The organism is Streptomyces sp. GESEQ-4, from assembly GCF_017948455.1.
Lineage (GTDB): Bacteria > Actinomycetota > Actinomycetes > Streptomycetales > Streptomycetaceae > Streptomyces.
In genome coordinates, this window is sequence record NZ_JAFFSU010000019.1 from 121266 (window position 1) to 142183 (window position 20918).

The 20918-nt window shown below is 71.1% G+C and carries 17 protein-coding genes and 1 pseudogene; 2 read left to right on the forward strand and 16 right to left on the reverse strand.

The annotated features are described in order from the left end of the window. Window positions 1–16: 16 nt before the first annotated feature. The 3 genes and pseudogenes from KCH48_RS30485 to KCH48_RS30495 all read right to left on the reverse strand — a co-directional run bounded on the left by KCH48_RS30485 (window position 17) and on the right by KCH48_RS30495 (window position 3180). The gene (locus KCH48_RS30485; protein ID WP_210578184.1) at window positions 17–1216 is read right to left on the reverse strand and encodes a glutathionylspermidine synthase family protein; all 1200 of its coding nucleotides are present in this window, start codon (window positions 1214–1216) and stop codon (window positions 17–19) included. Between the two features lie 20 nt (window positions 1217–1236). Beyond that, window positions 1237–1590 (reverse strand): hypothetical protein, encoded by a 354-nt coding sequence (locus KCH48_RS30490; protein WP_210578186.1) that lies wholly within the window; start codon window positions 1588–1590, stop codon window positions 1237–1239. A gap of 169 nt (window positions 1591–1759) precedes the next feature. Then, window positions 1760–3180 (reverse strand): annotated as a pseudogene (locus tag KCH48_RS30495) (PLP-dependent aminotransferase family protein). A 47-nt stretch (window positions 3181–3227) separates the two neighbouring features. Here KCH48_RS30495 and KCH48_RS30500 point away from each other — a divergent pair. Beyond that, window positions 3228–3725 carry a carboxymuconolactone decarboxylase family protein gene (locus KCH48_RS30500; RefSeq protein WP_210578188.1) on the forward strand — a complete coding sequence of 166 codons (498 nt, stop codon included), beginning with the start codon at window positions 3228–3230 and terminating at the stop codon, window positions 3723–3725. A 78-nt stretch (window positions 3726–3803) separates the two neighbouring features. Here the strand turns inward: KCH48_RS30500 and KCH48_RS30505 are convergent, their stop codons facing one another. From KCH48_RS30505 to KCH48_RS30540, 8 genes are all read right to left on the reverse strand, one after another. Then, window positions 3804–4763, reverse strand: coding sequence for an ABC transporter substrate-binding protein (locus KCH48_RS30505; protein ID WP_210578190.1), 960 nt, complete (start codon window positions 4761–4763; stop codon window positions 3804–3806). Window position 4764: 1 nt separating this feature from the next. Beyond that, on the reverse strand, window positions 4765–6702 hold the full coding sequence (locus tag KCH48_RS30510) for a proline/glycine betaine ABC transporter permease (protein WP_210578192.1): 1938 nt from the start codon (window positions 6700–6702) through the stop codon (window positions 4765–4767). Then, complete coding sequence (locus KCH48_RS30515; RefSeq protein WP_210578198.1) at window positions 6702–7922, reverse strand: glycine betaine/L-proline ABC transporter ATP-binding protein; 1221 nt, start codon at window positions 7920–7922, stop codon at window positions 6702–6704. The genes KCH48_RS30510 and KCH48_RS30515 overlap by 1 nt, the downstream gene beginning before the upstream one ends. Next, window positions 7922–9451, reverse strand: coding sequence for a GMC family oxidoreductase (locus tag KCH48_RS30520; RefSeq protein WP_210578200.1), 1530 nt, complete (start codon window positions 9449–9451; stop codon window positions 7922–7924). The genes KCH48_RS30515 and KCH48_RS30520 overlap by 1 nt, the downstream gene beginning before the upstream one ends. Window positions 9452–9569: 118 nt before the next feature. Next, the gene (locus KCH48_RS30525) at window positions 9570–11081 is read right to left on the reverse strand and encodes an aldehyde dehydrogenase family protein (protein ID WP_210578202.1); all 1512 of its coding nucleotides are present in this window, start codon (window positions 11079–11081) and stop codon (window positions 9570–9572) included. A 158-nt stretch (window positions 11082–11239) separates the two neighbouring features. Continuing rightward, window positions 11240–12583, reverse strand: coding sequence for a hypothetical protein (locus tag KCH48_RS42475; protein ID WP_246886112.1), 1344 nt, complete (start codon window positions 12581–12583; stop codon window positions 11240–11242). Window positions 12584–12593: 10 nt separating this feature from the next. Beyond that, on the reverse strand, window positions 12594–12953 hold the full coding sequence (locus KCH48_RS30535) for a hypothetical protein (RefSeq protein ID WP_210578204.1): 360 nt from the start codon (window positions 12951–12953) through the stop codon (window positions 12594–12596). Further along, window positions 12940–14724 (reverse strand): hypothetical protein, encoded by a 1785-nt coding sequence (locus KCH48_RS30540; RefSeq protein WP_307840989.1) that lies wholly within the window; start codon window positions 14722–14724, stop codon window positions 12940–12942. The genes KCH48_RS30535 and KCH48_RS30540 overlap by 14 nt, the downstream gene beginning before the upstream one ends. 163 nt (window positions 14725–14887) lie before the next feature. On the opposite strand from KCH48_RS30540, the gene KCH48_RS30545 reads away from it, so the two are divergent. Further along, window positions 14888–15799 carry a helix-turn-helix domain-containing GNAT family N-acetyltransferase gene (locus KCH48_RS30545; RefSeq protein ID WP_210578205.1) on the forward strand — a complete coding sequence of 304 codons (912 nt, stop codon included), beginning with the start codon at window positions 14888–14890 and terminating at the stop codon, window positions 15797–15799. 68 nt (window positions 15800–15867) lie between these two features. Here KCH48_RS30545 and KCH48_RS30550 read toward each other — a convergent pair whose 3' ends face one another. The 5 genes from KCH48_RS30550 to KCH48_RS30570 all read right to left on the reverse strand — a co-directional run bounded on the left by KCH48_RS30550 (window position 15868) and on the right by KCH48_RS30570 (window position 20688). Beyond that, window positions 15868–16857, reverse strand: a complete 990-nt coding sequence (locus tag KCH48_RS30550) for a malate dehydrogenase (protein ID WP_210578207.1) — start codon at window positions 16855–16857, stop codon at window positions 15868–15870. Window positions 16858–17322: 465 nt separating this feature from the next. Further along, complete coding sequence (locus KCH48_RS30555; RefSeq protein WP_246886113.1) at window positions 17323–18516, reverse strand: XRE family transcriptional regulator; 1194 nt, start codon at window positions 18514–18516, stop codon at window positions 17323–17325. 267 nt (window positions 18517–18783) lie between these two features. Then, window positions 18784–19233: a helix-turn-helix transcriptional regulator gene (locus tag KCH48_RS30560; RefSeq protein WP_210578211.1), complete on the reverse strand. Its 450-nt coding sequence runs from the start codon at window positions 19231–19233 to the stop codon at window positions 18784–18786. Between the two features lie 104 nt (window positions 19234–19337). Beyond that, entirely contained in the window at window positions 19338–19823 is a 486-nt protein-coding gene (locus tag KCH48_RS30565; protein ID WP_307840991.1) for a DUF3017 domain-containing protein, read from the reverse strand. Between the two features lie 10 nt (window positions 19824–19833). After that, on the reverse strand, window positions 19834–20688 hold the full coding sequence (locus KCH48_RS30570; RefSeq protein WP_210578221.1) for a bifunctional methylenetetrahydrofolate dehydrogenase/methenyltetrahydrofolate cyclohydrolase: 855 nt from the start codon (window positions 20686–20688) through the stop codon (window positions 19834–19836). Window positions 20689–20918: the final 230 nt, after the last annotated feature.

Sequence of the window (20918 nt, forward strand, 5' to 3'; positions counted from 1 at the left end):
GGTGGTCTTTGGTGGTCTAGAGGATCACGTGCGGCAGAAAGCGCGCGTACTCGTCTGTGATCAGGCCCGACGACTCCCGGATGCCGAGGCCCGCCGACTCGTTCCCGACGACCCAGGCGCCGAGGACGACGCGGTTGCCGTCGAAGTCGGGGAGGGGGGCCAACTCCTGGTAGCAGCAGGGCTCTTCGCGTGCGGCTGGATCGGCGTCGGTGTCTCTGGGGCGGGGCTCGTGGATCGTCACGCCCGCGCCCTCCCGGCCCAGCAGGGGCTTGGCGACGTAGCCCGTGGTGGTGGCCAGGTCGCGGGGGCCGTCGAGGTAGGCGGGGAGCAGGTTGGGGTGGTCCGGATACAGCTCCCAGAGGATGGCCAGCAGGGCCTTGTTGCTGAGCAGCATCTTCCAGGCCGGTTCGATCCACAGGGTGCTGCCGGTGCCGCCGCCGTTGTCGAGGGTGCCGAGGACATGGCCGGCGAAGCGGTCGGTGGTGAGCCATTCCCAGGGATAGAGCTTGAAACAGCTGCGGATGAAGCGGAGTTGGTTGTCGACGAAGCGGCCGGAGAGGCGGTCCCAGCCGATCTCCTCCATGGAGATCCAGGCGGTGTCCAGACCCGCCTGTTCCGCCGTCTCCTTCAGATAGGCGACCGTCATCAGGTCCTCGCCGAGTTCGTCGGCCGAGGAGTGCGCGAAGTAGAGCGGGCTGCCGGGCGGGAGCAGCGCGGACTGCTGTTTCCAGGCGTCGATGAGGCGTTCGTGGAGGGAGTTCCACTGGTCGGCGCCCGGGAAGCGTTCCTCCATCCAGAACCACTGGGGCGAGGCCGCCTCCACGAGGGAGGTGGGGGTGTCGGCGTTGTACTCGAGGAGCTTCGCCGGGCCCGTGCCGTCGTAGCGGAGGTCGAAACGGCCGTAGACGGAAGGGAGTTCGGTGCGGCGGTGCCAGGCCTCGGTGACCGCCTCGACGATGCGCGGGTCGCTGATGCCGAGGTCGGCGAAGCGGTCCTCGCGCACGATGTGCTCGGCCGCTGCCAGGCACATGCCGTGCAGTTCCTCGACGACCTCCTCCAGCGCCTCCACTTCCGGGAGGGAGAAGACGTAGTAGGCGCTCTCGTCCCAGTAGGGGCGCAGGGAGTTGTCGGGGTGGCGGGTGAGGGGATAGATGAGGCCCTGTTCCTCGACGGTCTGCTGCCAGTCGGGGCGGGGCTTGATGGTGCGGCGTTCCATGAGTGTCGGTACGTTCCCGTTCAGCCGCCGGAGCTGCCCTTGTCGCTGCCGAAGCCGCCCCGGTCGACTCCGCTGCCGCTGCTCCCGCCACTGCCCGACGAACTGCCGGACCCCTTGCCGGACTTCGTGAAGGAGCCGCCCTTGACCCAGGCGCCCTTCTTCTTGCCGCCGTAGTAGTAGGCGCCGTCGACGGACGTGGCCGACTTGCAGTTCTTGTCGGAGACGACGTTGTAGCCCTTGCCGAGGCGGTAGCTGTCGCGGTCCACGCAGCGCTTGTCGGGGTCGGAGGAGCAGGAGGTCAAGGCTGCGGCGAGCAGTCCCATGCCGCCCAGTACGACCGTGCCCGAGCGCAGTTGCCGGCGTGTGTCCGCCATGTTCATGTCTCCCCGTTGGTGGTGCGATCCGTTGATGCGTGATCTTCGGCGGTCAGCTTAGAGATCGGTAAGAGAGGCCCCGCAGTCGGGCCGCCCTTCACCCCCTCCCCTACAGTCACTTTGTGCTCTTTGGAATGGTGTGCGCCCTAGAGCCTGAGCCGGGCCCGCCCTACGGCAGCACCCGGCACAACGCGTCCAGCGCCCCCGTCCACGCATGGTCCGGTGGTGTGCCGTACCCCACGACCAGCGCGTCCAAGGGCTCGGCCACGGCCTCCCGGTGGCGGAAGTAGGTCAGTCCGTGCAGGGCGAGGCCCTGCCAGGTGGCGGCCTGGAGCACGGACTTCTCGGTGCCGGGCGGGAGGCGCAGGACGGCGTGCAGGCCGGCCGCGATGCCGGTGACCCGGACCTCCGGCGCCCGCGACGCCAGGGCCGCGACCAGGGCGTCACGGCGGCGCCGGTAGCGCAGCCGGGCGGCGCGTACATGGCGGTCGTAGGCCCCGGACGTGATGAACTCGGCCAGCGTCAGCTGGTCCAGCACCCCGCAGGTGTCGTGGCCGCCCTTCGCCGCCACCGCCTCCTCCGTCAGCCCGGGCGGCAGGACCATCCACGCCAGGCGCAGCGCGGGGGCGAGGGACTTGCTGGCCGTGCCGAGGTGGACCACGCGGTCCGGGTCGAGATCCTGGAGGGCGCCTATGGGCTGGCGGTCGTAGCGGAACTCGCCGTCGTAGTCGTCCTCCAGCACCAGCCCGCCGGTGCGCCGCGCCCAGTCCACGAGGGCCGTCCGTCGGTCGCGGTGCAGGGGCACGCCCATGGGGAACTGATGGGCGGGGGTGAGGAGTACGGCGCCGACGCCGCTCAACTCGCCGATGTCCGTGCCGAGTTCATCGAAGGGGAGGGGGCGGGTGCGCAGGCCGGCGGCCGTGAGCAGGTCCCGGTGCGGGGGAAGGCCGTACGCCTCCACGGCGGCCGTCCGTGTGCCGCGCGACCGCAGGACCGTGGCGAGGAGCCCCAGGGCGTGGGCGAAGCCGGAGCAAATCAGGATCCGGTCGGGGTCGGTGCGCACGCCGCGGGCTCGGGCGAGGTAGCCGGCGAGTGCGGTGCGCAGTTCGACGCGGCCGCGGGGGTCGCCGTAGCCGAGGGCGTCGCTCGGGGCGGCGGTGAAAGCGCGGCGGGCGGCCTTGAGCCATGCGGCGCGGGGGAAGGAGGCGAGGTCGGGGGTGCCGGGGCGCAGGTCGTACTCCGGACGGTGCTGCTCCCGGCGGGAGCGGGACGGGTCGGCCGGCGGGACGACCGTACGGTCTCCGACGCGGGTGCCCGAGCCCTGGCGGGCGGTGAGCCAGCCCTCGGCGACGAGGTCGGCGATGGGGGTCCCCCCGCGCGAGCGAATTCGAGCGTGGGGGAGTCGGCGACCGTGTTGCGGGCGATGCCCAGGTCGGCGGCGAGGGTGCGAGAGGAGGGCAGCCGGGTGCCGGGGGCGAGGCGGCCGGTGCGGACCGCCTCGCGCAGGGCGTCGGTCAGGCCCCGGCGCAGGCCGGTACCGGTCGGTTCCAGATGCAGGTCGACGCCCAGAGTGGCCCAGGATTCCGCCATGGAAATGGACCATACTCCTGGGCTGCTTCGCTCCTAGGATCGAGGCCATGACCGCACACGAACCCGTTCCGTACGCCCCCGAGCACACCCCACGGCTGGCCTGGGCCGAGCACGCGCCCGAGGTCTACAAGGCGATGGTCCGCCTCGACGCGGCCTCCCGGAAGGGCCTCGACCCCAAGCTCCTTGAGCTGGTGAAGGTCCGCGCCTCGCAGCTCAACCGCTGCGCGTTCTGCATCGACATGCACAGCAAGGACGCGCTGGCCGCGGGCGAGAGCGTCGAGCGGATCATCCAGCTGGGCGCCTGGGAGGAGTCCCGGCACTTCTACACGGAGAAGGAACTGGCCGCGCTGGAGCTGACGGACGCCGTGACCGTCCTGACCGACGGCTTCGTGCCGGACGAGGTCTACGAGAGCGCCGCGAAGCAGTTCGAGGAGGCCGAGCTGGCCCAGCTGATCGCCGCGATCACGGTGATCAACGCCTGGAACCGCTTCGGCGTGACCTGCCGGATGACGCCGGGGCACTACACGCCGGGGGATCACGGGTGAGGACACCGGGAGACCACGGGTGACGACACCGGGCGCCTCCCACAGGGGCGCCCGGTGTACTGCTACCGAGCTACCGAGCTACCGGGACAGCCACGCCCGCCACGTCGACTCGTGGCGGTCCACCCACTTCTTCGCCGCCTCCTCCGGGCTGAGCTTCTGGTCGGCGATCATCAGGGAGACCTCGTTCTGGTCCTCGGTGGTCCACTTGAAGTTCTTCAGGAACCGGGCCGCCTCGCCGCCGTTCTTCGCGAAGTCGGCGTTGAGGTACTTCTGCAGCGGGGTGTGCGGATAGGCGCAGGCGACCTTCTCCGGGTCGGCGTCGCAGCCCTCCTTGTACGCCGGGAGCTTCACCTCGGTCATGGGGACCTTCTTGAAGAGCCACTGGGGGGCGTACCAGTAGGTGAGGAAGGGCTTCTTCTCCTTGGCGAACTGTTTGATCTGGGTGATCTGCGCGGCCTCCGAACCGGCGAAGACCACCTGGTAGTTCAGCTTCAGGTTCTTGACCAGCGCCTTGTCGTTGGTGACGTAGGACGGCGAGCCGTCCATCAGCTGGCCCTTGCCGCCGCTCTCGGCGGTGCGCAACTGGGAGGCGTACTTGTTCAGGTTCTTCCAGTCGGTGACGTCGGGGTGCTGCTTGGCGAAGTACGTCGGGACGTACCAGCCGATGTGCCCGGTGACGCCGAGTCCGCCGCCGTTCACGATCGTCTTCTTGTCGGCGACGTAGCGCTGCTCCTCCTCCGGGTGGCCCCAGTCCTCCAGGAGCGCGTCGACGCGGCCCTGGCTGAGGGCGTCCCAGGCGGGCACCTCGTCGATCTGGACGGTGTCGACGCGGTAGCCCAGCTCGTGTTCGAGCAGGTACTGGGCGACGGCGACGTTGGCCTGCGCGCCGACCCAGGACTGCACGGACAGGGTGACGGTCTTGGCGCCCTGCGCGTTGGCGAAGGGCGAGGCCTGCTTGGTCATGTCGGCGGCGCCGCAGCCGGTGAGCAGCAGCAGCGAAGACGCTCCGGCCACGATGGCAGTCGTACGAAGTCGCATGTCACGCTCCCTTCTTCGCGCGGCGTTCGGTCGGCTGGGTCACCCGGTCGAGCATCAGGCCGAGGCACACGATCGCGGCACCCGCGACCAGGCCGGTCGCCAGATCGCCCTGCGCGAGCCCGAACACGACGTCGTAGCCGAGGGCTCCGCCGCCGACCAGGCCACCGATGATGACGACGGCGAGGACGAGGACCACACCCTGGTTGAGGGCGAGCAGCAACGCCGGGCGGGCGAGGGGAAGTTGGACCTGGCGGAGTTGCTGCCAGGTCGTCGCGCCGAGCGAACTCGACGACTCCAGCGCGGCCGGGTCGACCTGGCGCAGGCCCTGCGCGGTGATGCGTACGACGGCCGGCAGCGCGTAGACGACGGCCGCGGCGACGGCAGGGGCGCGGCCCACGCCGAACAATGCGACGACCGGGATCAGGTAGACGAACTGCGGCATCGTCTGGAAGACGTCCAGGACGGGTCGGAGCAGCCGCTCGACGCGGTCGCTGCGGGCCGCCGCGATGCCGGTCGCGAAGCCGAGGACGAGGGTGACGGCCACGGCCGCGAGAACCTGGGAGAGGGTGTCGAGCGAGGAGTCCCAGACGCCGAGTACGCCGATCGCGGCCATGGCGAGTACGGCGGTCAGCGCGGTGCGCCAGGTGCCGATCAGCCAGGCCAGCGCGGCGACGATCAGCAGCACCGACCACCAGGGCAGCCACTGCAGTCCGTCACGGACCGGGTCCAGGACCCAGGTGGTGAAGTGCGCGGCCCAGTCGGCGGTGCCGCCGATGACGGGGACGCCGGAGTAGAGGTGTGCGGTCATCCAGTCGACGACCCGGTTGACCGGTTCGGCGATGGCGACCGTCCAGGCGTCCGGCCAGTCGGCACGGCCCGCGAACCGGGCGGCGAGGGCGATGACGAGGGCGCCGCCGGCGCCGTACGCCCATATCGCCTTACGGCCGTCCCCGCCCCGCTGTTCGCCTGCCGCACCGGTCACGCGGTCCAGGACGACCGCGAGCAGCACGATCGGGATTCCGGCCGCGAGCGCGACGCCCACGTCGACCGAGGCCAGCGCCTGGTAGACGCGGTCACCGAGACCGCCGCCGCCGATCACCGACGCGATGACCGCCATCGACAGCGCCATCATGATCGTCTGGTTGAGGCCGAGGAGGAGTTCCTTGCGGGCCAGCGGGATACGGGCGGTCAGCAGGCGCTGGCGTGCGGTGGTGCCGAGCGACTCGACCGCCTCCAGCACCTCCTTGTCGGCGCCACGCAGGCCGAGGGCGGTGAGGCGGGCCATCGGCGGGGCGGCGTAGACGACGGTGGCGAGGACGGCCGCGGGGACGCCGATACCGAAGACCAGGACGACGGGGAGGAGGTACGCGAAGGCGGGCAGCACCTGCATGGTGTCCAGGACCGGGCGCAGGGCGCGGTCCGTACGAGGGGACAGGCCTCCGGCGAGACCGAGGAGCGCGCCGACCACGACCGACGCGAGGACCGCCACGACCATCAGGGCGAGGGTCTGCATGGTCGGGATCCACATGCCGAGCAGACCGCAGGTGAGGAACGCGGCGGCCGTGCCGAGGGCCAGACGCACGCCGGCCACCCGCCAGGCGATCAGTGCGCCGAACGCGGTGACGCCTGCCCAGCCGGCGGCCAGCAGGAGGAGGTAGACGGCGCGTACGGAGACGACGACGGCGTTGCTGACGTGGCCGAAGAAGTAGAGGAACAGGGGGTGGCTGTCCCGGTTGTCGATGATCCAGTCGCTGGTCCTGGTGAGGGGGTCGGACACGTCGACGGTCAGTGCGTCGGGCCAGGCGCCGCCGGTCCAGCGGGCGTTGGCGAGGGGGACGAGGATCGCTGCGGTGAGGGTGAGGAGGGTGAGCTTGGCTGCGGCTCGGTTTCTCAGGAGGGTGGGGAGGTTGCGTGGGGGCGTTGCGGTGAGCGTTGCCATCAGACCGCCTCCGCGTGGGGGTCGGCGTCGGGGTGGGTCGCTTGGCCGCGCTGGGCGGGTGCCGCTGCGCCCACCCGTGCCGCCCCAGCGGCACGACTGCCCGCAGCGGCGGCGGATTCGCGGGTGCCGTCGCCCGCGGCTACGCCCGCTACGACCCCAATCAGCGCGTCCGAGTCCACGACGCCCACACACCGGCCTTCGTCCACCACACGCACAGGTGCCCCGGCCCGTGCCACCGCCTCGATCGCCTCCGACACTGTGGCATCCGGCGCGACCGCCGGGCCGTTGCCCGCCTCGTCCGCGGACGCGGCCCGCATCGCCGTCCGTACCGTCATCACGTGCTCGCGCGGCACATCCCGTACGAATTCCCGTACGTACTCGTCGGCCGGGGAGCCCACGATCTCCTCCGGCGTGCCCAGTTGGACCACGCGGCCGTCGCGCATGAGGGCGATGCGGTCGCCGAGCTTCAGGGCCTCGCTGAGGTCGTGGGTGATGAAGACCATCGTGCGGCCCTCTTCGCGGTGGAGGCGGATGACCTCCTCCTGCATGTCGCGCCGGATGAGGGGGTCGAGCGCGCTGAAGGGCTCGTCGAAGAGGAGGACTTCAGGGTCCACCGCCAGTGCCCGGGCCAGGCCCACGCGCTGACGCTGGCCGCCGGACAGCTGGCTCGGCTTGCGCTGTTCCATGCCGTCCAGGCCGACCTTGGCCACCACCTCCGCCGCTCGCGCGCGGCGCTCCGCCCTGCCCACGCCCTGGATCTCCAGGCCGTAGGCGACGTTGTCGAGGACGGTGCGGTGCGGGAGGAGGCCGAAGTGCTGGAAGACCATCGCGGCGCGGTGTCGGCGGAGTTCGCGCAGCCGCGGCTTGTCCATCGCGCGGACGTCCTCGCCGTCGATGGCGATCGTGCCGGACGTCGGCTCGATGAGGCGGGTCAGACAGCGGACGAGGGTGGACTTGCCGGAGCCGGACAGGCCCATGACGACGAAGACCTCGCCCTTGCGGACGTCGAAGGAGACGTCACGGACGGCGGCCGTGCAGCCGGTGCGGGCGCGGAGGTCGGCGGGTTCGAGGGACGCCAGTTCCGGGTCGGTGGGGACGCGGTCCGCCTTCGGGCCGAAGACCTTCCACAGGCCCTGGACGGAGAAGACGGGCGTGTTCGGGGTCGGGGTCGAGGTCGGGGTCGGAGTCGAGGTCGGGGTCGGGGTCGGGGTCGTACTCATCACGCACCACCACCGATCAGGTCGACGGCCTTCTCCCCGACCATGAGCACCCCGATCATCGGGTTCACGGCGGGCATCGTCGGGAACACGGACGCGTCGGCGATCCGGATGCCCTCCAGGCCGCGAATCCTCAACTGCGGGTCGACGACCGCCAGTTCGTCGGCCTCCGCGCCCATACGGCAGGTGCCCGCCGGGTGGTACACGGTGTGCGCGACCTTACGGGCGTACTCGCTGAGTTCCGCGTCGCCGAGGATCTCCGGGCCGGGGCACACCTCACGCTTCAGCCAGCCGGCGAGGGGCTCGGTCTTGGCGATCTCGCGGGCGATGCGGATGCCGTCGACCAGCGTCCGGCCGTCGTAGTCGTCCTCGTCCGTGAAGTAACGGAAGTCGAGGGCGGGCTTCACGGCGGGGTCGGCGCTCGTCAGGTACAGGCGGCCACGGGACTTCGGCTTGGGGATGTTCGGGGTCATCGAGACGCCGAACTCCGGGCGCTCGTAGCCCAGTCGCTCCGGATTGTCCGTGAAGGGGATCTGGTAGAAGTGGAACATCAGGTCCGGGCCCGCGTGTTCGGGGTCGCGGCGCACGAACAGGCCCGCGTCGGAGTCCATCGCGGAGTTCTCCGGGATGGGGCCGTCCGTCTCCCAGACGATCACCGACTCCGGGTGGTCGAGCAGGTTCTCACCGACACCGGGCAGATCGTGGACGACCGGGATACCGAGTGCTTCCAGGTCCTTGCGGGGCCCGATGCCCGAGTGGAGCAGCAGGCGCGGCGAGTCCACGGCGCCGGCGCAGAGCAGCACCTCGTTGCGGGCTCGTACGACGAACTCCGCGCCGTCCTTGTCCCGTACGTGCACGCCTTCCGCCCGCGTGCCGTCCAGCTCCAGCCGGTGCGCCCACGTCTCCAGCAGGATCGTCAGGTTCGGGCGCTCGTCCATCACGGGGTGGAGGTACGCCACCGACGCGCTCGACCGCTTGTTGTTCTCCGGGTGGTAGGCGAGGTCGAAGAAGCCGACGCCCTCGGTGAACGGCTTCTTGTTGAAGCCCTCCACGCGCGGAACGCCGAGTGCGGCCTGGGCGGCGTCGACGAAGTCGCGGGCGATGGCGTTCCGGTCCTTCTCGTCGACCGGGACGATGTTGTTCAGCAGCCGGGCGTAGTACGCCTCCATCGGCACCGCGCCCCACCCCTGAGCGCCGGCCGCCTCCCACTCGTCCCAGTCGGACGGCAGCGGCTTGAACGCGATGAGCGTGTTGTGACTCGAACACCCCCCGAGCACCCGGGCACGGCTGTGCCGGATGTGCGAGTTACCGCGCGGCTGCTCGGTCGTCGGGTAGTCGTAGTCCAGCTCACCACCGAGCAGACCCATCCAACGACGCAACGTCAGCACATCGTCCCGGCCGACATCACTGGGACCGCCCTCGATGACAGCGACGGTGACATCCGGATTCTCGGTGAGGCGGGACGCGATGACAGAGCCCGCGGTGCCGCCGCCGATGACGACGTAGTCGTAGAGGTGGGGGTTTTCGGACATGGGGTGGTTACTCCAAGGGGATCAGGCCAGAGAGGGGGGACGGGAAGCGCCCCAAAGGGGCGCGGGGAACTGCGCGACCAGCCACAACGGAGCGGCAGACGACCTACCAGCGGAACAGCTACCCGGCGAACCAACGAACCGGCTTCGGCGCCAGGTTCTGGTACACATGCTTGCTCTCGCGATACTCCGCCAGCCCCGCCGGACCAAGCTCGCGCCCCACCCCGCTCTTACCGAAGCCACCCCACTCCGCCTGCGGCAGATAGGGATGGAAGTCGTTGATCCAGACCGTGCCGTGCCGCAGCCGCGCGGCAACCCGGCGCGCGCGTCCCGCATCGGTCGTCCAGACGGCGCCCGCCAGCCCGTACTCCGTGTCGTTGGCGAGAGCGATCGCCTCGTCCTCCGTGCGGAACGTCTCGACGGTGAGGACCGGACCGAAGACCTCTTCGCGTACGACCTTCATCTCGCGGTGGCACTGGTCGAGCACCGTCGGCTCGTAGAAGTAGCCGGTCGCCGGGCGTTCCGCGCTTGGCTCGGGGCGCTTGCCGCCGGAGCGCAGCACCGCGCCCTCTTCCAGCGCGGAGGCGACGTACGACTCGGTCTTCGCGCGCTGCTGCTCGGAGACCAGCGGGCCGCACTCCACGCCGTCCTCGGTGCCGCGGCCGAGGCGGATCTTCGAGGCTCGGCGGGCGAGTTCGGCGACGAAGCGCTCGCGGACCGACTCCTCCACGATGAGCCGGGCGCCCGCGGAGCACACCTGGCCGCTGTGGATGAAGGCGGCGTTGAGGGCCTGGTCGACGGCCGTGTCGAAGTCCTCGTCGGTGGCGCAGGCGTCGGCGAAGACGACGTTGGGGTTCTTGCCGCCGAGTTCGAGGGCGACCTTCTTGACGGTCACGGCGGCGGCCTGTGCGACCTTCGTGCCGCTGATCAGGCCGCCGGTGAAGGAGACGAGGTCGACGTCGGGGTGCTCGGCGAGGCGAGCGCCGACCGTGTGGCCGGGTCCGGTGACGATGTTGGCCACTCCGGCGGGCAGACCGGCCTCCGCGAGCAGGTCGATCACGGCGATCGTCGTCAGCGGCGTGATCTCGCTCGGCTTGATCACGAAGGTGTTGCCGGCCGCGAGTGCCGGGGCGATCTTCCAGCTGGCCTGCAACAGGGGGTAGTTCCAGGGCGTGATCAGCGCGCAGACGCCGACCGGCTCGTGCACCACGACGCTGTGGATGTCGGGTGAGCCCGCGTCGACCACCCGGCCCGCGCCCTCCGCCGCCACCAGATCGGCGAAGTAGCGGAAGGCGTCGGCTACGCAGTCGATGTCGATCCGGCCCTCTTCGACGGTCTTGCCCGCGTCACGGCTCTCCAGCAGCCCGAGCGGTTCACGGTCGCGCACGAGGAGGTCGGCGACGCGGCGCAGCAGCGCGGCGCGCTCGGCGACGGGGGTGTGCGGCCAGTCCCCCTCGTCGAAGGCGCGGCGGGCCGCGGCGACCGCCAGGTCGGTGTCCTTCTCGTCGCCCTCCGCGACCACGGCGAAGGGCAGGGCGTCTGCCGGGTCGAGGATCTCGCGGGTGGCGCCGGAGACCGCTTCCAGCCACTGGCCGTCGACATGGATCGTCCGTTGCGCCTGCTGCCTTGCCATGATCGGTATTGCCTTCCGTTCCTGTTCAGTGCCCCTGAGTCACATGCGTGTCACCCTCGGGGACCGTGAGCGCATGCCCCCGGCCGCGCTGATGCATGCGCAATGCATGGCCGAAAGTGGGGCGTATCACTGAACAGGCGCCTTGGCCGTTGGTCGCCTCAGTCGATGGACGCCGGTTCGCAGGCGTAGGGCGGGCAGAACGCCTCCACCGCGGTGGTCAGGAGCTGGAGCTCGTCCTCGGGGCCGTCCGAGTCGAGGCCGTACGCGGCGATCGCGTAGATGTTGCCGTCCTCGGCGACGAAACGCTCGTCGTAGACATGCCAGGGGCCGACATCGGGCTCGCCCTTGAGGGAGTCGGCCAGGTACTCGAGCCGGGTGCCCGTGAACTCGCCGTCGTCGAGGGTCTTGAGGTCCAGTTGCTTGAATCCGGGCGCCTTCGGGGTCTCGTCGGACAGGAACAGCTGGAAGGACTCCTCCGGTGACCCCTCCGCCACCTGGTACACCTGCAGCCGGCGTTCGCTGTCCGGGCTGCGGTAGTTGACGACGGCCATGCCGTACTGCGAGTCCACCGAGCTTCGCGTCCACCCGGCCGGCCTCGCGATCCGGAAGCCCTCCTGGTCCTCGTACAGCTCGTACCCGACGGGGAGTACGGGGACCGAGGCGGAGGGCGACGCCGTCTCGTCGGTGAACGACGGGTCCGGCGACGACGCGTACGGATCGCTCGGATCACTCGGATCACTCGGCTGCGACCCACCGGCTTCCGCCTCCGCGGACGGGCTCGTGGCGGCCGACGGCTCGTCGCCGTCGTCCCCTCCCCCGACGACCAACGTCAGCACAAGGCTTACGGCGACCCCGACGACGGCGGCCCCGACCACCACGGACCACACGAGCCGACGGCTCATCCCGCCGGCGGGAGCGGGCGGGGCGGACTGAGGGTCGACGGCAGGCCAGGACGTACCGGTCACCGCACCCGGCCACTCATCCGGCGACGCCACGCCCGGGCCCGCGCCCGCGCCCGTGCCTGTGCCTGTGCCTGCGCCCACATGCTCGGGCACGGACCACGCCCCCGCCGGGCCACCGGCGGCACCCGGCCCGTGCCAGGCACTCCCCTCACCGGCTCCGGGCCAGCCGACGACGCCGCCGTGGCCGCCGACGCCCTCGGCTACCCCGTCATCCTGGGAGGCGGCCCCGGCGGGCCCGGCAGGGGGTACGGGCGGCGGGAAGGAGGGGGCGTCTGGGGTGGAGACCGGCGGGGCGGAGGCCGCGTCGGGGGTGGAGACCGGCGGGGAGGAAGGAGCGTCCGGGGTGGAGACCGGCGGGGCGGGCGGCGAGCCGGAGGGGGTCCCCGCGGATGCCGGGCCCGGGCCCACCCCCGGCGGCCACTCCGGGGCGAACCCGGGGCGGGCCGGTGGTGGCGTAACCGGTGTCGCCGACGTGCCGCTGCCGTCACCGTCCTCCCAGCGCTGTGTCTCCTCGTTCCAGTACCGCGCTCCCCCGCTCATGGCGTCCCCCTCACCCCATCCCCAGCAGACCGGCCACGGCCCCGGCGGAGGCGATGAGGCCGACCAGCGCCTGGGAGTCGTTCAGCAGCTGCCGCAGGCGTTCGAGGCGGGTCGGACCGGCCTGGCCGGTCGTGACGATCTCCTCCTCCGTCTCGGCGAGCGCGGCGGCCAGCGCGGCCGTCTCGTCGCTCGCGCGCACCCGGGTGAGGTCGGCACGCAGTTCACGCACGGCCTTCAGCAGTTCCTCGGCGACCTGGTCACGCGTCGCGGCCGTACCGTGGTGGCTCTCGGCGTGCGCCTGGTTGCCGATGGCGAAGGTGCTGCCGTGGACCCCGCCGCTGATGTTGACGCTCGGCTCATCCGTTGCCATCGCTGCCGGTTCCCTTCTGCGGCGCGGCGCCGCCGGTTGTCGTAGAGGACGAGGCGCTGGCCTTCTCACCCATCGCGAACGTGCTGCCATGGATGCCGCCCTCGATGTTCACGCCCCCATTGCTGATGTTCACGATCTTCTGGACGAACTCCCCGGTCTGGTAACCGGATTCGGCCAGCGCGGTCAGCACGCCGTGGGCGACACGGTCCTGCACGCTCTTGAGGTAGCGGGAGACGTCCATCTCCTGGAAGAGCGAGCCCTCGGACACCTGGCCCAGCTCGCGCACCGACAGGGCAGGACCGTCGGGCAGGGCGCCCGAGTGTCCGCCGGTGAGCAGCTTCCACGCGTACACCAGGCCCCTGCCCAGCGTCGCCAGGGACCGGGCCGCGGAACCCGGCACCCGGGCCACCGCCCACGCCGCCTTGCCGAGCGCGTTGTTGTGCCGGAAGGTGTGCGCCGTGCGGTCGGCGTCCTTGAAGTCCTGACGCACCGGCAGCAGCACATGCGGGGCGATCTCCAGCATGAGCATGCGGCCCTGGGTGTGGATGCGCACGAAGACCGTGACGACCAGCTCCTCCTCCCAGCCGCCGACCCGGATGCGCAGGAAGTGCCGCCGCTTCTCGGCTCCTTCCTCGACGGCCCGCGCCCGGTGCTCCTCGAAGGCGGGCACGTTGTACGGCGCGTCCTCGCGCCGCGCGAGCCCCTCGGCCGGCAGGAACACACACTCGTCGATCTCCAGCCAGCGCAGCCGGTCGCGGACCGTGTGGCCGGCGAACTCGGAGGGCAGCCGCAGCTGTTCGAGCAGCGGGCGGATCTTCTCCAGGACGGTGCGGTTGCTGAGCGGGAGCTGCTCGTCCTTCGCGGCGTCGGGGCGCAGTTCGACGGCGAGCACCCAGGTCTGGTAGGCGAGTCCGGCCCCGCAGAACGGCCGCTTCTCGTGGTACATGATCAGCGGCGCGTGCTGTTCGACGCGGATGCGTTCCTTGAGCCGCTGGAAGCGCTGCCCCTCGGCCTGCTCGGCGGGGTCGCCGGCCGCGTCCGGGAAGCGCTGCGGCGACAGCTCGGCGGCCAGCACCTTGGCGAACTGGCCGCGCTGCCCGGCCACGCACAGCGCGATCAGCGCGAACACGCCGAGCGTGAGCCAGGCCTGCCAGGGCTCGAGGATGCCACCGGCGTCGGAGAAGTCCGGGGCCAGCAGGTCGGTCCAGGTGGAGGAGTCGCCGGCGTAGTACGAGTCGCCGTAGTAGGAGGAGGAGTACGACTCGTCGTCCCCGCCGCCGAACGCCGCGACCAGGGTGATGATCAGGAACGTCGTGAAGAGGATGCGGCCCCACCAGCGGAACATGAAGGCGGGCAGCCGTCGGTACAGCGGCGGCTGCGTCTCCTTGCCGCGGACCCAGGAGGCGACCGCGAGCAGCAGGCTGGGGACGAGGAACCCGGCCAGCAGTCCGCCGGTCAGCGGCAGCCCCACCAGCCATAGGCCGACGATCAGTCCGGCCCACAGCAGTTCCTGGCGCCGGGCGCGCAGCGCGTGTGCGAGCACGCGGGCCGCGTCGAAGCCGAGCGACGGGGCCGCGATCCGCTGTTCGTTCAGGTGCAGCTGCTCGATGACCCGGTCCCGGTAACCGGAATCCAGATAGGTGCCCGCGCACAGCAGCCGGGTCGCCTCGCTGGCGTGCGGCGGTGTCGGCGGGTGGGGCGGTGCGGGTGCCGATGGTGGCGCGCCGGCCGGTGTCGGCTGCGGTTGCTGAGGCACGTATGCGGTGCTCACGCTGCTCCCCCGATGCGTGTAAACGCCCTTACTCACAGTGTTGTTGACGATCCATCAGCATAGAGGGGCAGGTGGGGCCAGGGGAACCGGAATGCGGGGAGGCCGACCCACTCACCGGCCCACGGTGGACGAGCCCGCATCCTTTGACTAAAGTCAAAGAAGTATGGAGCCAGTCAGTATTGAGCCGGTCTCAACGGAACACGTGACGGCCTTCCGCCGGTTCAACCGCTACTTCACGCGCCGTATCGGCGCGCTCGACGACCACTACCTCGGCCAGGACCGTCCGCTCGGCGAGGCCCGGCTGCTGTTCGAGATCTCCGAGAGCGCGGCCGGGGTGTCCCTGCGGGAGCTGAGGAGCCGGCTCGGCCTGGACGCCGGGTACCTGAGCCGGATGGCGAAGGCCCTGGAGGCGCAGGGCATGGTGCGTATCGCCGTGCACCCCGACGACAACCGGCTGCGGATGGTCGAGCTGACCCGGGCCGGGCACGTCGAGCTGAAGGAACAGCAGCGCCGGGCCAACGCCCTCGTCGCCCACCTCCTCGGCGGCCTCACCGACCGGCAGCGCGCCGACCTCACGGAGGCGATGAGCACCACCCGCCGTCTGCTGCGCCTCGCCGCCATCACCGTCGACCTCGTCGACGGCGCCTCCGAGGACGCCCGGGCCTGCCTCGACGCCTACGCCGCCGACATCGACGACCGCTTCCCGGAAGGGTTCGACACGTCCGACCTCGTACGGCCCGAGGAGGTGTCCGGGGACGCCGGGGCGTTCTTCGTTGCGTACGAGGAGGACAGGCCGGTGGGGTGCGGGGCGCTGCGGCGGCTGGAAGACGGCGTCGGCGAGATCCGGCATGTGTGGGTGCATCCCGACGCCCGGCGCCTCGGGCTCGCCCGCCGGATCCTCGACGCCCTGGAACGGGAGGGCCGGCGCCGCGCCTTCGACGTCGTACGACTGGACACGCACGCGGTGCTCACGGAGGCGCAGGCGATGTACCGGGCGTGCGGATACCGGGAGATCCCGGCGTACGTCGACCACGTCTACGCCCACCACTGGTTCGAGAAGCGGCTACGGGACTGACGAACCCTGAACGCACTGATCCCCGGGCCGCGCGCACCGCGGCCCGGGGATCGGGAGAACGTGTCGGCTCAGATGAGGCCGAGGCCGCGGACCGCCTCGCGCTCCTCCTCGAGCTCCTTGACGGAGGCGTCGATACGGGCGCGGGAGAACTCGTTGATGTCCAGGCCCTGGACGATCTCGTACGTGCCGTCCTTGGTGGTGACCGGGAAGGAGGAGATGAGGCCCTCCGGGACGCCGTACGAACCGTCGGACGGAATGCCCATGGAGACCCAGTCGCCGTCGGCGGTGCCGTTGACCCAGCTGTACACGTGGTCGATGGCGGCGTTGGCGGCGGAGGCCGCGGAGGACGCGCCGCGGGCCTCGATGATGGCGGCGCCGCGCTTGGCGACGGTCGGGATGAAGTCCTCGGCCAGCCACTTCTCGTCGTTCACGGTCTCGGCGGCGTTCTTGCCGGCGATCGTGGCGTGGAAGATGTCCGGGTACTGAGTGGCGGAGTGGTTGCCCCAGATGGTCAGGCGCTTGATGTCGGCGACCGAGGCGCCCGTCTTCTTCGCGAGCTGGCTCAGCGCGCGGTTGTGGTCCAGGCGGGTCATCGCGGTGAAGCGCTCGGCCGGTACGTCGGGGGCGGCGGCCTGCGCGATGAGCGCGTTGGTGTTGGCCGGGTTGCCGACGACCAGGACCTTGATGTCGTCCGCGGCGTGGGCGTTGATGGCCTGGCCCTGCGGCTTGAAGATGCCGCCGTTGGCCTCCAGGAGGTCGCCGCGCTCCATGCCCTTGGTGCGGGGGCGGGCGCCCACGAGCAGGGCGACGTTGGCGCCGTCGAAGGCGACGTTCGGGTCGTCGGTGATCTCGATGCCCTGGAGGAGGGGGAACGCGCAGTCGTCCAGCTCCATTGCGGTGCCCTCGGCGGCCTTCAGCGCCGGGGTGATCTCGAGAAGCCGCAGCTTGACCGGCACGTCCGCGCCGAGCAGCTGGCCGGAGGCGATGCGGAAGAGCAGGGCGTAACCGATCTGGCCGGCCGCGCCGGTGACGGTGACGTTCACGGGAGTGCGGGTCATGGCGTTCTCCGTATGACAGCTGGCGGTGGGGCGTCCCTGCCCCGGGGGTCCGAATGATCGATCTCTTGGCGTCAAGAGAGATCACCGGTCAGGCTATCGCGCATCCGCAATCCCGGACGTCCGGCCCCCTGTGGCCCACCCCACAGCCCCCAAAAGAAGGCGGCCGCCATGCCCGGGAGAGGGGGGACAACAGCGGCCGCCAGGTGGGGGTACCGACACAGCCGGACTCCCGTGGGGGTATGTTCCGCCTGCCCTCGATGCGGGCGGCCATTCCTGCCGCACGGGAATTCTTTTGGCCCACGACGTAGCTGCGGGCAGTCGTGCCGCTGGGGCGATGGGGGTCCCCCCGCTCGAGCGAAGCCGAGAGTGGGGGAGGGTGGGCGCAGCGGCACCCCGCCGGCGCGGGCGAGCGAAACCATCCGCCCACCCGCCCGCACCAGCACACGGCACCCCCAAGTACGCCAACTACTCCGTACACCCCTGCTCGCCGGAGGCCAACGTCACGCACGCCTCCGCCTCGCCCGCATCCTTGACGGCCACCATCGGCGTGTACGCGATCGCGTCCCCGGCGGCGGTGATGGACCCCGTCTGCTCGGCCTGCCCCACCGTCACCTGCACCTCATCGCCCTGCGCGGCCGCGGTGATACGTCCCCACGCCGCGCCGCAGGTCTCGCTGTACCGCACCTCGACGACGGTCGTACCGACAGTCGCCGTCTTCGCGGTGGTCACCAGGTCCCCACTGCACCCCATGGCCTCCGCGTCCTTGCCCGTGCAGTCGGCGCCACTGCACTTGACCCCGGCGGGCAGCACGGGACCGGAGCTGGCGGACGGCGAGGGCGATTTGGCGGTGTCCTTGGGCTTGTCGGCGCCGCGCTCCATGAAGAAGAACGCGCCGGCGGCCACGACGAGCACCCCGACGACCGCCGCGAGGAACATCGTCACCTTGCGCTTCCCCGACGCCCCGCCGGACGGCGAACCGTCCCCCGGACGAGTCCCCTGCGGCGGCTCACCGAACGCCCCCGGCACGGCAGCACCCGGCACACCGGCTCCCGGCACGGCAGCACCCGCAGGCACGCCCGCACCCCCGCCCACGCCCCCCGCTCGCGCGCCCCCAACCTGCGAAGGCCCCGCATACCCGGCCATCCCCCACGAGTTACCCCCACCCGCGCGACCGGACGTCCCGGGTATACCGGGCTCCGCGTCCCGCACTTCCGACCCCGTCGGCTGCGGCGGCACCGTCGGTGCCACCCCCGCCGGGCCCGCGATCCCCGGCATCGCCGTCGCGCTGCCGCTCTTACGGGCCGTCTTGCCGCTCTTCGCGTTGGCGGGCGGCGCCCCGAACTCGCCGAGCGCGGCACGCGCCTGGGAGATCCGGATCGCCTCCATGGTCATGTCGTGACGCATCTCCGAACGGCTCCACGCACGCTCGGCCAGCTCCCACATGGTCGTCAGATGGATGGGATTGGTCCCGGTCACCTCGGCCAGCGCCACGATCGCACCCTTGGGCGCGAGCAGCCGGCCGTTGAGATAACGCTCCCAGGACGTCTTGCTGTAGCCCGTGCGGTCGGCCACCGCGGCGACGCTCAGGCCGCTGCGGTCCACCAGCCTCCGCAACTGGCTCGCGAACTCCCTGACCTGCGGATCGAGTTCATCCGGCAAGGCCCTCCAACGAGGCATTGCTACCCCCCTCTTCCCCCCGGTTCGTGCTGTTTCGTGCCCCCGCGCTAGGTGCCCTCTGCCGAGTCCCCGTTCTGGCTACCCACAGGGATGCGCCCAGTCAGGATCTCAGTTCCCGGGGTGGGGGGCGCACGGGTGCGTCGGGGCCGAGGGCATGCACCGTCGCACGCCCACCGGACCGTGGTCCAGTCTCCCACCGGTGAAGCTCTCTGCCCGACCTCACCCGGCACGCGGGCGGCACACCTGGCCCTATCCGAAGACGACGACGCCGATCACCGTCAGCACCAACAGAACCAGTACGAGCACGGCGGCCACCACCAGCAGCCGACGGGACGGATCCGCGGCCGGCACCTCGTCCGGTGTGTCCCACCACGGACGCGTGGGGTCGTCCTCGTACTCCTCGCCCCCGTCGCCCTTCTGCGTTCCCGTCGGTCGCGGCCAGGCCTCCACCGCCATCTCCCAGCGCACGCCCAGGCGCTCCGCGTCCACGCCCGCGACCCGGCACAGGGCGACCACGGCCTGCCGGGGCGGCGGCTGCGTGGCGTTGAGGTAGCGGTGCCAGGAGGACTTGCTGTACGCGGTACGCGCACCGAGCGCGACCAGGCTGAGGCCGGTCCGGTCCTTCACCTGCCGCAACTGCTCCACGAAGTGCCGTACCTCCGGCGGCAGATCATCAGGCAACGGCTGCCACCCGCCCATCGCTCACCTCCTGCAGCACCCCGAAGGGGCGCGGGGCTGTATCGATATGCGGCTCCGCCGCGTGGGCGCGACCAGCCCCCACACACCCGCAGCGAACCGACAACCTACGTATCCACAGTGAAATGCAGCGTGTCCTTCAAGAACGGAATCTCCAGCCAAGGATTCGGCTGCACCATCAACGCCAGCAGCACAATCGCCAGCCCCAACCCCCCATACGTGGCGATATCCGTGAACCGCGACCGAACCGCCAGCATCCCCACCCCCGGCAGCACGAACCGCAGCACGGCCCCACCCAACAGAGCAACGCCAATCAGCATCGTGCCGATACGAAACGCATCGAGCGCCGTCACCAGCAGCCCCACCCCCACCAACGACAGCACCGCCAGCATCGGCCACTGCCGGGCCGGCGCCGGCGCGTCCCCGGGCGCGGCGCGACCCCCGCCTTCCGGACGTGCCGTATCCCTCGTGAACAGCGGAAACCGGCGAGTGACCCGCCGCGGCCTGCCCTCGGCATCGGGCGCGCTGACCGCGTCCCGCACCTCGAGATCGTCGACCGTCTCGCCGGCGCCGGCAGACGTCGCGTTCTCCACCTCGTCGCCGTCAGCCGACACTGCGCTCCGCCGCCTCGACCACGTTGACCAGCAACTGCGCCCGGGTCATCGGGCCGACACCGCCGGGGTTGGGGGAGATCCAGCCGGCGACCTTCGCGACGTCCGGGTGGACATCGCCGACGATCTTGCCCTCGGCGCTGCGCGAGACACCGACGTCGAGAACGGCGGCGCCAGGCTTGACGTCCTCGGGGCGGATCAGATGGGCGGAACCGGCGGCGGCGACGATGATGTCGGCGTTCCGCAGATGCGCCGACAGGTCCCGCGTGCCCGTGTGGCACTGGGTCACGGTCGCGTTCTCGCTGCGCCGGGTCAGCAGCAGCGGCATCGGGCGGCCGATGGTGACACCGCGGCCGACGACCACGACCTCGGCGCCCTTGATCTCCACGCCGTAGCGGCGCAGCAGGGTGAGCACGCCGTTGGGGGTGCAGGGCAGCGGCGCGGGCTCGTTGAGCACCAGCCGGCCGAGGTTCATCGGGTGGAGCCCGTCCGCGTCCTTGTCCGGGTCCATCAGTTCCAGGATGCGGTTCTCGTCGATGCCCCTGGGCAGGGGCAGCTGGACGATGTAACCGGTGCAGGCGGGGTCCTCGTTCAGCTCCCGCACCACCGCCTCGATCTCCTCCTGCGTCGCCGTCGCGGGCAGCTCGCGCTGGATGGAGGCGATGCCGACCTGGGCACAGTCGCGGTGCTTGCCGGCGACGTACTTCTGGCTGCCGGGGTCCTCCCCGACCAGGATCGTGCCGAGGCCGGGCGTGACGCCCTCCTCCTTCAGCGCCGCCACGCGGGCGGTCAGGTCGGACTTGATCGCGGCTGCGGTGGCCTTGCCATCGAGAATCTGGGCGGTCATGGCTCCATCCTCCCGGATGACCGGGCCCTGGTTCCAATCCGGGTCCCGTCCGCCGCCGGTCCGGCCGCTCGTGGATGTTGCACTTGCACAACACACAGCGAACACGGCTGGACAAATAAGTCATCCATAAAGAACGATGAGCGGCGCCATATCGCGGTCCGTGTTGGGGGGCAAGCCGCTCAGATCTGATGTTCCTCCGCGCCTCCGCACCGTCCCCACCCTGCGCAACG

Excerpts from the sequence above, each read along its gene's own strand:
- KCH48_RS30485 (WP_210578184.1), bottom strand. The coding sequence starts at position 1,216 with ATGGAACGCCGCACCATCAAGCCCCGCCCCGACTGGCAGCAGACCGTC.
- KCH48_RS30490 (WP_210578186.1), bottom strand. The coding sequence starts at position 1,590 with ATGGCGGACACACGCCGGCAACTGCGCTCGGGCACGGTCGTACTGGGC.
- KCH48_RS30500 (WP_210578188.1), top strand. The coding sequence starts at position 3,228 with ATGACCGCACACGAACCCGTTCCGTACGCCCCCGAGCACACCCCACGG.
- KCH48_RS30505 (WP_210578190.1), bottom strand. The coding sequence starts at position 4,763 with ATGCGACTTCGTACGACTGCCATCGTGGCCGGAGCGTCTTCGCTGCTG.
- KCH48_RS30510 (WP_210578192.1), bottom strand. The coding sequence starts at position 6,702 with ATGGCAACGCTCACCGCAACGCCCCCACGCAACCTCCCCACCCTCCTG.
- KCH48_RS30515 (WP_210578198.1), bottom strand. The coding sequence starts at position 7,922 with ATGAGTACGACCCCGACCCCGACCCCGACCTCGACTCCGACCCCGACC.
- KCH48_RS30520 (WP_210578200.1), bottom strand. The coding sequence starts at position 9,451 with ATGTCCGAAAACCCCCACCTCTACGACTACGTCGTCATCGGCGGCGGC.
- KCH48_RS30525 (WP_210578202.1), bottom strand. The coding sequence starts at position 11,081 with ATGGCAAGGCAGCAGGCGCAACGGACGATCCATGTCGACGGCCAGTGG.
- KCH48_RS42475 (WP_246886112.1), bottom strand. The coding sequence starts at position 12,583 with ATGAGCGGGGGAGCGCGGTACTGGAACGAGGAGACACAGCGCTGGGAG.
- KCH48_RS30535 (WP_210578204.1), bottom strand. The coding sequence starts at position 12,953 with ATGGCAACGGATGAGCCGAGCGTCAACATCAGCGGCGGGGTCCACGGC.
- KCH48_RS30545 (WP_210578205.1), top strand. The coding sequence starts at position 14,888 with ATGGAGCCAGTCAGTATTGAGCCGGTCTCAACGGAACACGTGACGGCC.
- KCH48_RS30550 (WP_210578207.1), bottom strand. The coding sequence starts at position 16,857 with ATGACCCGCACTCCCGTGAACGTCACCGTCACCGGCGCGGCCGGCCAG.
- KCH48_RS30560 (WP_210578211.1), bottom strand. The coding sequence starts at position 19,233 with ATGGGCGGGTGGCAGCCGTTGCCTGATGATCTGCCGCCGGAGGTACGG.
- KCH48_RS30570 (WP_210578221.1), bottom strand. The coding sequence starts at position 20,688 with ATGACCGCCCAGATTCTCGATGGCAAGGCCACCGCAGCCGCGATCAAG.